At 55.4% G+C, this 12,465-nt stretch carries 11 protein-coding genes; 5 read left to right on the top strand and 6 right to left on the bottom strand.

The annotated features are described in order from the left end of the window. The first annotated feature begins 95 nt into the window (after positions 1-95). From fdnG to fdnI, 3 genes are read left to right on the top strand one after another with little or no spacing between them, the layout of a single operon-like run. Entirely contained in the window at positions 96-3,143 is a 3,048-nt protein-coding gene (fdnG, locus tag ACJTMZ_RS01410; protein WP_252010607.1) for a formate dehydrogenase-N subunit alpha, read from the top strand. Positions 3,144-3,154: 11 nt separating this feature from the next. Then, entirely contained in the window at positions 3,155-4,039 is an 885-nt protein-coding gene (gene fdxH / locus ACJTMZ_RS01405) for a formate dehydrogenase subunit beta (RefSeq protein WP_015570476.1), read from the top strand. Further along, positions 4,032-4,688 carry a formate dehydrogenase-N subunit gamma gene (gene fdnI / locus ACJTMZ_RS01400; RefSeq protein ID WP_015570477.1) on the top strand — a complete coding sequence of 219 codons (657 nt, stop codon included), beginning with the start codon at positions 4,032-4,034 and terminating at the stop codon, positions 4,686-4,688. Before fdxH ends, fdnI begins: the two co-directional genes overlap by 8 nt. Before the next feature lie 72 nt (positions 4,689-4,760). Here fdnI and ACJTMZ_RS01395 read toward each other — a convergent pair whose 3' ends face one another. From ACJTMZ_RS01395 to ppk2, 3 genes are all read right to left on the bottom strand, one after another. After that, positions 4,761-5,084 carry a CcdB family protein gene (locus ACJTMZ_RS01395; protein WP_015570478.1) on the bottom strand — a complete coding sequence of 108 codons (324 nt, stop codon included), beginning with the start codon at positions 5,082-5,084 and terminating at the stop codon, positions 4,761-4,763. Then, positions 5,084-5,272 carry a hypothetical protein gene (locus ACJTMZ_RS01390; RefSeq protein WP_111533351.1) on the bottom strand — a complete coding sequence of 63 codons (189 nt, stop codon included), beginning with the start codon at positions 5,270-5,272 and terminating at the stop codon, positions 5,084-5,086. Before ACJTMZ_RS01390 ends, ACJTMZ_RS01395 begins: the two co-directional genes overlap by 1 nt. Before the next feature lie 102 nt (positions 5,273-5,374). Beyond that, positions 5,375-6,193, bottom strand: coding sequence for a polyphosphate kinase 2 (ppk2, locus tag ACJTMZ_RS01385; RefSeq protein WP_126340098.1), 819 nt, complete (start codon positions 6,191-6,193; stop codon positions 5,375-5,377). A 160-nt stretch (positions 6,194-6,353) separates the two neighbouring features. Between ppk2 and araJ the strand changes: the two genes are divergently transcribed. Then, entirely contained in the window at positions 6,354-7,529 is a 1,176-nt protein-coding gene (gene araJ, locus ACJTMZ_RS01380) for an MFS transporter AraJ (protein WP_126340097.1), read from the top strand. A 39-nt stretch (positions 7,530-7,568) separates the two neighbouring features. Here the strand turns inward: araJ and ACJTMZ_RS01375 are convergent, their stop codons facing one another. Beyond that, entirely contained in the window at positions 7,569-8,771 is a 1,203-nt protein-coding gene (locus tag ACJTMZ_RS01375; protein WP_252010606.1) for an FAD-dependent oxidoreductase, read from the bottom strand. A gap of 130 nt (positions 8,772-8,901) precedes the next feature. Between ACJTMZ_RS01375 and ACJTMZ_RS01370 the strand changes: the two genes are divergently transcribed. Then, complete coding sequence (locus ACJTMZ_RS01370; RefSeq protein WP_047365077.1) at positions 8,902-9,411, top strand: Rrf2 family transcriptional regulator; 510 nt, start codon at positions 8,902-8,904, stop codon at positions 9,409-9,411. 39 nt (positions 9,412-9,450) lie between these two features. Here the strand turns inward: ACJTMZ_RS01370 and adhP are convergent, their stop codons facing one another. Continuing rightward, entirely contained in the window at positions 9,451-10,461 is a 1,011-nt protein-coding gene (gene adhP, locus ACJTMZ_RS01365) for an alcohol dehydrogenase AdhP (protein ID WP_006810706.1), read from the bottom strand. Positions 10,462-10,657: 196 nt separating this feature from the next. Then, entirely contained in the window at positions 10,658-12,367 is a 1,710-nt protein-coding gene (locus ACJTMZ_RS01360; RefSeq protein ID WP_252010605.1) for an ATP-binding cassette domain-containing protein, read from the bottom strand. Positions 12,368-12,465 lie beyond the last annotated feature (98 nt).

Genomic DNA, 12,465 nt, shown 5'->3' with positions numbered 1-12,465 from the left:
GGGGCGAAGTCTGGCGACCTTGATTTGACGCAAAAAAAACAGGGGCTTTGCTGTTAGTTTGCGGCGCGAAGTCTTATCAGATAACGAGGACAGCAATGGACGTCAGCCGCAGACAATTTTTTAAAATCTGCGCGGGCGGTATGGCCGGAACAACAGCCGCAATGCTGGGATTCGCTCCCAAAATGGTGCTGGCTCAGGCACGCAACTATAAACTGCTGCGCGCGAAAGAGATCCGTAACACCTGCACATACTGCTCCGTGGGTTGTGGGCTATTAATGTATAGCCTGGGTGATGGCGCAAAGAACGCCAAAGAAGCGATTTATCATATTGAAGGGGACCCGGACCATCCGGTGAGCCGCGGGGCGCTTTGCCCGAAAGGGGCGGGGCTGCTGGACTACGTCCACAGTGAAAACCGTCTGCGCTACCCGGAATATCGTGCGCCGGGCTCTGACAATTGGCAGCGTATCTCCTGGGACGAAGCCTTCTCCCGAATTGCAAAACTGATGAAAGCGGATCGCGACGCCAACTTTATTGAGAAGAACGAGCAGGGCATCACGGTAAACCGCTGGACCTCCACCGGGATGCTGTGTGCCTCTGCGGCAAGTAATGAGACCGGCATGCTGACGCAAAAATTTGTGCGCTCCCTCGGCATGCTGGCGGTTGATAACCAGGCGCGCGTCTGACACGGACCAACGGTAGCAAGTCTTGCTCCAACATTTGGTCGCGGTGCGATGACCAACCACTGGGTTGATATCAAAAACGCTAACGTCGTGGTGGTAATGGGCGGTAACGCCGCTGAAGCCCATCCGGTGGGATTCCGCTGGGCGATGGAAGCGAAAAACAACAACGATGCGACGCTGATTGTCGTCGATCCACGCTTTACGCGTACGGCATCGGTGGCTGATATCTATGCGCCGATCCGCTCCGGTACGGACATCACGTTCCTGTCCGGCGTGCTGTTGTACCTGATCGAAAACAATAAGATTAACGCGGAATACGTTAAGCATTACACCAATGCCGGCCTGCTGGTAAGGGAAGATTTCGCCTTCGAAGATGGCCTCTTCAGCGGCTATGACGCAGAGAAACGTCAGTACGATAAATCATCCTGGAACTATCAGTTCGACGAAAACGGCTACGCGAAACGCGATGAGACCCTGAGCGATCCGCGCTGCGTGTGGAACTTGCTGAAACAGCACGTTTCCCGCTATACGCCGGACGTGGTGGAAAACATCTGCGGTACGCCGAAAGCGGACTTCCTGAAAGTATGTGAAGTGCTGGCTTCCACCAGTGCCGCCGACAGAACCACTACATTCCTGTACGCGCTGGGCTGGACGCAGCATACCGTGGGCGCGCAGAACATCCGTACCATGGCGATGATCCAGCTGCTGCTCGGCAACATGGGGATGGCCGGTGGCGGCGTGAACGCCCTGCGCGGGCACTCTAACATTCAGGGCTTAACCGACCTCGGCCTGCTGTCGACCAGCCTGCCGGGTTACCTGACCCTGCCGTCCGAGAAGCAGACCGACTGGCAAAGCTGGCTTGACGCCAACACGCCAAAAGCGACGCGTCCGGACCAGGTGAACTACTGGAGTAACTATCCGAAGTTTGCCGTCAGTCTGATGAAATCGTTCTACGGCGACGCGGCGCAGAAAGAGAATGACTGGGGCTTTGAGTGGTTGCCGAAATGGGACCAGGCTTACGATGTCATCAAGTATTTCAACATGATGGATAAGGGCGACATCACGGGTTACATCTGCCAGGGCTTTAACCCGGTAGCGTCATTCCCGGATAAAAACAAAGTCGTTCGCAGCCTGAGCAAGCTGAAGTACATGGTGGTTATCGATCCGCTGGTCACCGAAACGTCTACGTTCTGGCAGAACCACGGTGAATCAAACGATGTCGATCCGGCAGCGATTCAGACCGAGGTGTTCCGCCTGCCGTCGACCTGCTTTGCGGAAGAGGACGGTTCAATTGCCAACTCTGGCCGCTGGCTACAGTGGCACTGGAAAGGTCAGGATGCGCCGGGCGAAGCGCGTAATGACGGCGAAATTCTGGCCGGGATTTACCATCGTCTGCGCGAGATGTACCGCGCAGAAGGCGGCAAAGGCGCTGAGCCGCTGCTGAAGATGAGCTGGAACTACAAGCAGCCGGATCATCCTGAGTCCGAAGAGGTGGCAAAAGAGAACAACGGCGTGGCGCTGGCCGACCTGTACGATGCCAACGGCAATCTGGTGGCGAAGAAAGGACAGCTGCTCAATAGCTTCGCGCTGTTGCGTGACGACGGTACCACGGCCTCTTCCTGCTGGATCTACACCGGCAGCTGGACGGAGCAGGGTAACCAGATGGCCAATCGCGATAACGCCGATCCGTCAGGCCTGGGCAATACCCTGGGCTGGGCATGGGCGTGGCCGTTGAACCGCCGCGTACTGTACAACCGTGCCTCCGCAGACGTGAACGGTAAGCCGTGGGATCCGAAACGCATGCTGATCGAGTGGAACGGCACGAAGTGGACGGGGAACGATATCCCGGACTTCAACACCGCCGCGCCGGGCAGCAACACCGGGCCGTTTATCATGCAGCCGGAAGGGCTGGGACGTCTGTTTGCTATCGACAAACTGGCGGAAGGGCCGTTCCCGGAACACTACGAGCCGATGGAAACGCCGCTCGGCACTAACCCGCTGCACCCGAATGTGGTCTCCAGTCCGGTGGTACGCATCTATGAAGACGACGTGCTGCGTTTAGGTAAAAAGGACAAGTTCCCTTATGTCGGCACCACCTACCGCCTGACCGAGCATTTCCATACCTGGACCAAGCACGCGCGGCTTAACGCCATCGCGCAGCCGGAACAGTTTGTGGAGATAAGCGAAACGCTGGCGAAGGCGAAAGGCATTGCCAACGGCGATCGCGTGAAGGTCAGCAGCAAGCGCGGCTTTATTCGCGCGGTGGCGGTGGTCACCCGTCGTCTGCAAACGCTGAACGTGCATGGCCAGCAGGTGGAAACCGTCGGTATACCACTGCACTGGGGCTTTGAAGGGGTAGCGCAGAAAGGCTACATCGCCAATACCCTGACGCCAAACGTCGGCGATTCCAACTCGCAAACGCCGGAGTATAAAGCGTTTCTGGTCAACATCGAGAAAGCGTAAGGAGCGATTAAATGGCGATGGAAACACAAGACATTATTAAACGCTCCGCGACCAACCCGATAACGCCCGCGCCTCGTGCGCGGGATTACAAGGCAGAAGTCGCCAAGTTGATCGATGTCTCCTCCTGCGTGGGCTGTAAGGCCTGCCAGGTGGCCTGCTCGGAGTGGAACGATATTCGCGACGAGGTGGGGCACTGCGTTGGGGTCTATGACAATCCTGCTGATCTGAGCGCCAAGTCCTGGACGGTGATGCGCTTTAGCGAAACCGACCAGAATGGCAAGCTGGAGTGGCTGATCCGTAAAGACGGCTGTATGCACTGTGAAGATCCGGGCTGCCTGAAGGCATGCCCGTCTGCCGGGGCAATCATTCAGTACGCCAACGGGATCGTCGACTTCCAGCAGGATAACTGCATCGGCTGCGGTTACTGTATTGCAGGTTGTCCGTTTAATATCCCGCGCCTCAATAAAGAGGATAACCGGGTCTATAAATGCACGCTGTGCGTCGATCGCGTCAGCGTCGGCCAGGAGCCTGCCTGCGTGAAGACCTGTCCTACCGGGGCGATCCACTTCGGTACCAAAAAAGAGATGCTGGACGTGGCACAGCAGCGGGTGGATAAGCTCAAAGCGCGCGGCTATGACAAGGCCGGGATTTATAACCCGCAGGGTGTCGGCGGTACGCACGTCATGTATGTTCTGCACCACAATGACCAGCCGGAGCTGTATCACAATCTGCCGAAAGATCCGGCGATAGATACCTCGATCAATCTCTGGAAAGGGGCGCTTAAGCCGCTCTCAGCGGCGGGCTTTATCGCCACCTTTGCCGGGCTGATTTATCACTACATCGGTATCGGGCCGAATAAAGAGGTGGATGACGACGAGGAGGAGCATCATGAGTAAGTCGAAAATGATAGTGCGCACAAAATTTGTCGATCGCGCCTGTCACTGGACGGTGGTCATCTGCTTCTTCCTGGTGGCGGTATCCGGCATTTCGTTCTTTTTCCCGACGCTACAGTGGCTCACGGAAACCTTCGGGACACCGCAGATGGGGCGCATTCTGCATCCGTTCTTCGGCGTGCTGATTTTCGTGGTGCTGATGTTTATGTTCGTGCGTTTCGTTCATCACAACATCCCTGACAAGCAGGATATTCCCTGGATTAAAGGGATTGTTGAGGTTCTGAAAGGCAACGAGCATAAAGTCGCGAAGGTGGGCAAATACAACGCCGGGCAGAAGATGATGTTCTGGACCATCATGAGCATGATTTTCGTGCTGCTGGTGACCGGAGTGATTATCTGGCGTCCGTATTTTGCCCAATATTTCCCGATCCAGGTGGTGCGCTACGCACTGCTGATCCACGCGACCTCGGCCATTATTCTGATCCACGCCATCCTGATCCATATGTATATGGCCTTCTGGGTGAAAGGATCGATTAAAGGCATGATTGAAGGGAAGGTGAGCCGCCGCTGGGCGCAAAAACACCATCCGCGCTGGTATCGGGACGTTGAGCGACTTGAAGCGCAAAAAGAGAGTTCGGAAGGGTTGAAGTAAACCTTGCGCCGTCGGCATTGTCCGGCGGCGCTGCACTTGCGCGGGCAGGAATAACTGCCTGGCAGGCTGGCGTCATGTGTTAGTCAATAAGCGATCAATTGCTGCTATAACATCCTGACGAGCGTTACGTAAATTACAAACAAAGTCTTTTGGATTAATTTTCTGGTTATTAATATTGGTTATCATTGGCGAATAAATCAGAAAGGTTTCAAATTCAATATTTACTCCTGGAGCCAGCTGGCTCTGCCATAGCGGTAGCCTGTTATTTCTCGCGAGGGGTACAATGACGCGAGTGGGGAGATCGTCATAATAATCATCCTGGATAAGCATATAATAAGGAAGCTGGTCCCGCGTTGCCGCAGACGTATTACGATAAACATTAAATTGTCTCAGCATTAAAGCACCCTGAAAAACTCATCATCAGTGATAGTTCCATGTTTCTCCACAAACTCATTCATTGCTCGTATAAATGCACGATCCGCTGCTGATAGCTGATGTGATGGTGTCGAGCCTGGCTTAGCATGGGTTGTAGGCTTTGTTGCTGCTTTAGGTCTGGAAGGGGTCGATTCTGCCGTGCGTTTCATCGGTTTCTCCTTTGTTGGTGCGGTCATTATCAACCGCAGCCAACAAAAAACAATACTGTTTCCCCTGGTAATCTACATTATGCGAGCCGTCTTCCAGTAATATCAAAATTGCTCTGCAATATACCGGAAGGGATATTTTGTAGGCTTCACTTTGCCGATCTTGCGTTTCGGTAAATCCACCTTGTCTACGTGAATTTCTTTATAGGGGATCTGGGAAAGCAGATGCGAAATAATATTCAGCCGCACCCTTTTTTTATCTTCTGAGCGCGCCACAAACCACGGCGCCCAGGCGGTGTCGGTCGCTTTAAACATCGCGTCGCGGGCGAGGGTATATTCATCCCACAGATTGAAAGATTTAATATCCATTGGAGACAGCTTCCAGATCTTGCGACCATCATTGATGCGATCGCGCAGGCGTCGCTCCTGCTCTTTTGGCGTTACTTCAAGCCAGTATTTCAACAAAATGATCCCGGCATCGACCATCGCTTTTTCCATTACCGGCGTTCCATCAAGAAATTTTTCGGCCTGCTCTTCGGTACAGAAACCCATGACTCTTTCCACGCCCGCGCGGTTGTACCAGCTGCGGTCAAAAATAACGATTTCCCCGGCAGAGGGCAGATGGGGAACGTAACGCTGAAAATAGAGCTGACTTTTCTCTTTATCGGTGGGGGCCGGTAACGCAACAACGCGAAACACCCGAGGGCTGACGCGTTCGGTGATGGCTTTGATGGCGCCGCCTTTACCGGCGCCGTCTCGCCCTTCAAAAACAATACAGACCTTTAACCCTTTGGCGACTACCCATTGCTGGAGCTTAACCAGTTCAACATGGAGGCGGCGAAGCTCTTGCTCGTACGCTTTGGTTTTGAGCGGCGCGTTTTTAACGACAACATCAACAACACGGGTTTTCTTCTTACTGACCATGGTGGGTCTCCCTTTGTATCCGGTCGCGGGATCGAGGCCGTACTAAGAGTGTAATCGGCCTGAATGAATGGATTAATGTGTCAGAAATCTGATTTGAACTGGTTCACCATACAAGTTTAATCAATAATGCACGCTGCATTTTTTTAACAGTGGTCGCGGTATGAAAAAGACAATTTTTTCGTTAGCACTGGGTACCTTTGGCCTGGGGATGGCTGAGTTTGGCATTATGGGCGTGCTGACCGAGCTGGCTCATGATACGGGCATTTCGATTCCCTCCGCCGGAAATATGATTTCGTTTTACGCTTTTGGCGTGGTGATCGGCGCGCCGATTGTGGCGCTGTTCTCCAGCAAATTTTCGCTGAAAACAACGCTGCTGTTTCTGGTGGCGATGTGCGTCGTCGGTAACGCGCTCTTTACCTTCTCTGACTCCTACGTGGGGCTGGCGGCGGGGCGCTTAATCTCTGGTTTCCCGCATGGCGCGATTTTCGGAGTGGGGGCGATAATCCTGTCAAAAATCGCGCCGCCGGGTAAAGTGACGGTCGCTGTGGCCGGGATGATTGCCGGGATGACCGTTGCCAACCTGCTTGGCGTGCCGCTCGGGACGTGGCTGGGACATGAATTTAACTGGCGTTACACCTTCTTTTTGATTGCGGTCTTTGACGCGCTGGTGATCCTGTCTGTTCTGCTGTGGGTGCCTGACATTCACGACACGACAACCACCCGGCTGGCAGAACAATTCCACTTCCTGAAGAAACCGGAACCGTGGCTGATTTTTGCCGCTACGATGTTTGGCAATGCCGGGGTGTTTGCCTGGTTTAGCTTCGTGAAGCCGTTTATGGTCAACGTATCAGGCTTTTCTGAGGGCGTCATGACCGCGATCATGATGCTGATGGGGCTGGGCATGGTGCTGGGAAATGTCTTCAGCGGCAAGCTGTCGTCACGCTTTAGCCCGCTGCGCATTGCTGTCACCACCGACCTGGTGATTGTGGCTTCGCTGCTGGCGTTGTTTGCCTTTGGCGAGCTTAAAACAGCTTCACTGGTAATGGGATTTGTCTGCTGCGCCGGGCTGTTTGCGCTCTCTGCGCCGCTGCAAATTCTGCTGCTGCAAAATGCGAAAGGCGGCGAGATGCTGGGGGCCGCAGGCGGGCAAATGGCGTTTAACCTCGGCAGCGCAATTGGCGCGTATTTCGGTGGATTGATGATTACGCTCGGCTTTAGCTGGAGCTATGTCACGCTGCCGGCCGCGATTTTATCCTTCTCTGCGATGACCTCTCTGCTGATGTATGGTTATTTATGTGCCAAAAAGCGTCAGGCCAACGCAGGTGCGCTGGCCTGATTGCACACTTTGCCCGCTGGTCGCGGGCGCAGGAGGGGACTAAACGAATTTCGCCAGCGGGTCAGCGGCGGCAAAAGCGGCCGCTTTGTCTGCTGCTGGCGGGTAAATCAGTTCGTTGGTGATGGCGACTTTGATCTTTTTGCCTTCCTCGCGCACGGATTTAACGCGCTGTTCCCAGCCCTCGGTGTATACCGCGCCCCAGCCACCTAAATCCAGACAGGTGACGTAGTTCACCTGACGGTAAGGGTACGGCTCCAGATTTAACAGGCTGGCCGCCGCGTTGTGTCCGGCGAATTTCCCCAGCTGGATCGCGTGCTGGCAGGTCATCAGCGCCGTGTTGCCCGCATCGTCCGTTTTGGCGTGCGCCATATCACCCGTCGCGTAAACCTCCGGATGCGCAGGAACCTGCAACGTGTCGTTGACGATCAGCCGTCCCTGAGTATCGCGTTCCCCGTCAATTTGCAGGCTGAGGAGGTTAGCTTCTACCCCTGCCGTCCACACTACAGTGGCGCTGGCAATGCGCTCTCCGTTTTTCAGCGTTACGCCGCTGGCATCGATGGCTTCAATTTCACTGTTTAAACGCCATTCAACGCCGAGCGCGTTGCTTGCTTCTTCAATTGTGTTACGCAGCGCCTCGCTATAACGCCCGCCGATGGTTGCACCTCTTTCAACTACGATTACTTTAGTCTTTGTATCAGCGCCGAAGCGAGTACGGAGTCGGGCAGGGAGTTCCGTTGCCAGTTCGATGCCGGTAAAGCCGCCGCCACACACGACCACGGTATTACGCTCCGGGGTGGAGGGGCGCGAAACCAGCGAATCAAGATGCTGCTCGAATAATCTGGCGGAGTCGAGTTGGTCGATATCAAAGGCGTATTCAGCCAGACCGGCAACAGGAGGACGTTTAGTCTGGCTACCGGTTGCGAGGATCAGACGTTCCCAGGTGACGTCAGCAATCGCGCCGTTTGAATCGCGATACAAAACGGTTTTAGACGAGGTATCAATACGTTGTGCTTCGCCCGCAATAAAGGCGATACCCAGCTCAGCAAACAGTTCGGTCAGCGGCGCGACCATCGTCGACACGTTCTCTTCATAAAAGCGTGGGCGAACGCGTAGCTCCGCAACAGGGGCCAGCACGGCAATGCTGAGGCTATTGTTACCCGCCAGAGCAGAAAGGCGCGCGGCGCTGACCGCAGCCCACATACCGGAAAACCCACTACCCACAATTAAAATCTGCTTTTTCATACTCGATCCTTTAGTGCGTCAGGCTGTATGTCTGACATAACTGCCACTATACTTGTCGGAGTTAACTGCGACAACTTCTTTCTGAGTTAAAAATCGTTATAATGCAGCGAACAATGACCCGGAGTGAGCCATGGCGTTTTACAGTTCTGGTGTGGAATATGGCATTCATAGCCTGATGTGTATGGTGGATGCAAAAGGCAATGAACGTGAGATGAGCGTCCGGGAGATGGCGGCCTTGCAGGGCGTGCCGTACGACTATCTTGGAAAGATCTTCACCCGTTTATCACGCGCGGGGCTGGTCATCAGCACCGAAGGCAAAGGGGGAGGCTTCCGGCTGGCGCGTCCGGCAGAGCTGATCAGCGTGCTGGACGTGGCGCATGCCATTGACGGCGAGAAGAATATGTTTGAGTGTCGGGAAGTGCGTCAGCGCCTGGCGGTGTTTGATGAAACGCCACCTGCCTGGGTCTGTGACGGCCCGTGTGGGGTGCGCTCGGTCATGGACAGCGCGCAGCAGCGGATGGAAGAGGAGTTAGGGCGCCATACCATCCTGGATCTGGCGCGGAAGATGTATCGAAAAGCGCCGGACACGTTCCAGGTCGAGGTTCAGGAATGGATTTCCGACCGCCGTTCGTCCACGTGAAAAGCCGGGCAGGGCAAAGCCGCTACCCGGCCACCGCGGTTAAGAACGTAAATCAATCACCATACGGCCACGGATCTGGCCCTGTTCCATCTCTTTGAAGATGGCGTTGATATCTTCCAGTGGGCGCATTGTAACTTTCGGTTTTACCTTACCTTCAGCCGCAAACTGGAAGGCTTCGAGCAGATCCTGACGGGTACCCACCAGGGAACCCACTACCTGAATCCCATCCAGGACCAGACGTGGAATATCCAGGCTCATCGCTTCCGGCGGCAGGCCAACAGCCACCACGCGGCCACCGGCGCGAACTGCGTCAACGGCAGAGTTGAAGGCCGCTTTCGCTACCGCCGTCACCACCGCCGCATGTGCACCGCCGGTTTTCTCCTGAATCACTTTTGCCGCATCTTCACTGCGGGAGTTCACGGTTAAGTCTGCGCCCATGCTGGCAGCGAGCTTCAGCTGCTCGTCATTCACGTCAATGGCGATAACTTTCGCATTGAAGACATTTTTGGCGTATTGCAGCGCGAGGTTGCCCAGACCGCCCAGGCCATAGATCGCAATCCACTGGCCGGGTTTGATGTCAGAGACTTTTACCGCTTTGTAGGTGGTGACCCCGGCGCAGGTGATGCTGCTGGCCGCCGCAGAGTCCAGTCCGTCCGGAACTTTAACCGCGTAATCCGCGGTTACGATGCACTCTTCCGCCATGCCGCCGTCAACGGAGTAACCCGCGTTTTTCACGTCACGGCACAGCGTTTCGTTGCCGGTATTACAATATTCACAGTGGCCACAGCCTTCGAAGAACCACGCCACGCTTGCACGATCGCCTACTTTTAGCGACGTGACGCCAGGACCAATCTCTTTGACGATACCAATCCCTTCGTGGCCGAGGATCACCCCGGTTTTGTCGCCAAAATCGCCATTCTTAACATGGAGATCGGTATGGCAAACGCCACAGCACTCCATCTTCAGCAGCGCTTCACCATGTTTGAGCGCGCGTAAGGTTTTTTCTGTGACATTAACCTGATGATCCTGAGTGACAACAGCAGCCTTCATGTGTTTCTCCTTTCATGATGAGTATCTGCATAGCAGGTCTGATTACCCATTAAGGATTAATACTTTGGCGATGTAATGCAAGGTAACCGCAACATAATGTCATTATTTGATGCATTTTCGGATTAAGAAAAGGGCGTACCACGCATAAATTGGGGTGAAAAACACTGGCCCGGCGACGTCACCGCCGGGCTCAGATTTACAGTTGCGCTTCTATCACCTCAATCTCTTTTCGCCATTGCGCCTGTAACTGCGGTTTTTGATGTTTTGGCTTGCGCGCCAAATCCTCTTCCAGCAGCGTTTCCAGGGCAACCAGGCGTTCAAGCAGATCGTCAGACGCTAAAGAGGGTGCCTTCGATGCGGGCTTCGACGCTTCAGGTACAACCGGGCCGGTGTCCTCACGCAGGCGCTCAAACGCCGCCTCCGCATCGTGCCATTCGCTCAGCCTGCCGTCCTCAATCAGCCAGAAGCGGTTACAGCTTTGGCTAATTAACTGACGATCGTGGCTCACCAGCAGCACTCCGCCTTCAAACTGTTGCAGCGTTTCCGCCAGCGCCTCTTTGCCTTCCATGTCCAGGTGGTTGGTCGGTTCATCCAGCATCAGCAGGCTATAACGGGCAAGCGTCAGGCCGACGAACAGCAGGCGCGAACGTTCCCCACCGCTCAGCGTACTGACTTTTTGCCCGTGACGCGCCCACGGGAACCCGGCACTGATGAGCGCTATTTTACGTGTCTGCGGATCTGGCGCGAAAGGCTCCAGCGCATCAAGCAGCGCCGCATCGTCCGGCAACTGGTGCAGCGTCTGATCGTAGTAGCCGGGTGAGACGCGCGGATGACGCTTAAGCCGCTCGTCCGCGATCTCGTCGCGAAAATGTCGCCAGATAAGCTTCAGCAGCGACGATTTTCCGCAGCCGTTACGACCCACAATCGCCACGCGATCGCCGCTCTTCAGCCGCGCACTGTCGAGAGTAAACAGGTCTGGTAGACCCGGCGCCGGGGGGACGCCGAGGTGAGTCATTTCCAGCAGGCGGTCGGCCCGAAGCGCGTCCCCGCGCAGGGTTAAGGTCCACGGGCTTCCCGCCGTCAGTTCCGTCTGGGTCTCTTTCAGGCGTTCGACCTGTTTTTCCATCTGCTTAGCCTTACGGGAGAGATCTTCGTTGTCATAGACCTTGCCCCAGGTCGCGAGACGCCGTGCGCTGGCCGTGACGCGGTCGATCTCTTTTTGCTCTGCCTTATGGCGCAACGCATCGCTTTCGTCTTTTGCGTCGAGCGCCAGACGGGCGGCAGTGCAGGGAAGGGCAAAGGCGTGCAGCGTTTTATCGCGCAGGATCCAGCTGCCGTTGGTTACCGCGTCCAGCAGTTGCCTGTCGTGTGAGACCAGCACAAAGCTGCCGGACCAGTTTTGTAGAAACTGCTCCAGCCACAGCAGGGTCGGCAGGTCAAGGTGGTTGCTCGGTTCGTCCAGAAGCAGCAGATCCGGATCGCTTATCAGCGCTCGTGCCAGCAGCAACCGCGTATGCTGGCCGCCGCTCAGCGTGGCGGAGGTTAACGCCATTTCCTGCGTCGTGAAGCCCATTCCGGCCAGCAGCGACTCGGCTTTCCAGCGCAAACTGTCGCGCTCACCGATCGGCAGCTGCGCCAGCACCGCATCCAGCATGGTCAGGGGATAAAGGGCCTCCGGCAGATGTTGTTCCACGCGCGCCAGCAGGCAATACCCCGCCAGTGAAACGGTTCCGGCAGCAGGGGACTGCGTCCCGTCGAGGATTTTCAGCAGCGTACTTTTTCCGCAGCCGTTATCACCCAGCAGGCCGATGCGATCGCCTTTTTTCAACGTAAAGGAGAGAGAGTCGAAGAGCGTGCCGAACGCCGTATCAACGCGTAAAGAATGTGCAGTGAGTAAAGTGCTCATTGTTGCTTACCCAGGAGTTACAGGCATGTTTATGCCTCGTCAAACATCGCTGACGATAACTCAGTAAGCCCGAGAGAAGGGATTTCAGGGGTTGGTGT

It is taken from the genome of Enterobacter sp. DN, assembly GCF_046054285.1.
GTDB lineage: Bacteria > Pseudomonadota > Gammaproteobacteria > Enterobacterales > Enterobacteriaceae > Enterobacter > Enterobacter hormaechei_C.
This window is presented reverse-complemented; position numbering and strand designations above follow the sequence as displayed.

Coding starts and splice junctions, on each gene's coding strand:
- fdxH (WP_015570476.1), top strand. CDS start 3,155: ATGGCGATGGAAACACAAGACATTATTAAACGCTCCGCGACCAACCCG.
- fdnI (WP_015570477.1), top strand. CDS start 4,032: ATGAGTAAGTCGAAAATGATAGTGCGCACAAAATTTGTCGATCGCGCC.
- ACJTMZ_RS01395 (WP_015570478.1), bottom strand. CDS start 5,084: ATGCTGAGACAATTTAATGTTTATCGTAATACGTCTGCGGCAACGCGG.
- ACJTMZ_RS01390 (WP_111533351.1), bottom strand. CDS start 5,272: ATGAAACGCACGGCAGAATCGACCCCTTCCAGACCTAAAGCAGCAACA.
- ppk2 (WP_126340098.1), bottom strand. CDS start 6,193: ATGGTCAGTAAGAAGAAAACCCGTGTTGTTGATGTTGTCGTTAAAAAC.
- araJ (WP_126340097.1), top strand. CDS start 6,354: ATGAAAAAGACAATTTTTTCGTTAGCACTGGGTACCTTTGGCCTGGGG.
- ACJTMZ_RS01375 (WP_252010606.1), bottom strand. CDS start 8,771: ATGAAAAAGCAGATTTTAATTGTGGGTAGTGGGTTTTCCGGTATGTGG.
- ACJTMZ_RS01370 (WP_047365077.1), top strand. CDS start 8,902: ATGGCGTTTTACAGTTCTGGTGTGGAATATGGCATTCATAGCCTGATG.
- adhP (WP_006810706.1), bottom strand. CDS start 10,461: ATGAAGGCTGCTGTTGTCACTCAGGATCATCAGGTTAATGTCACAGAA.
- ACJTMZ_RS01360 (WP_252010605.1), bottom strand. CDS start 12,367: ATGAGCACTTTACTCACTGCACATTCTTTACGCGTTGATACGGCGTTC.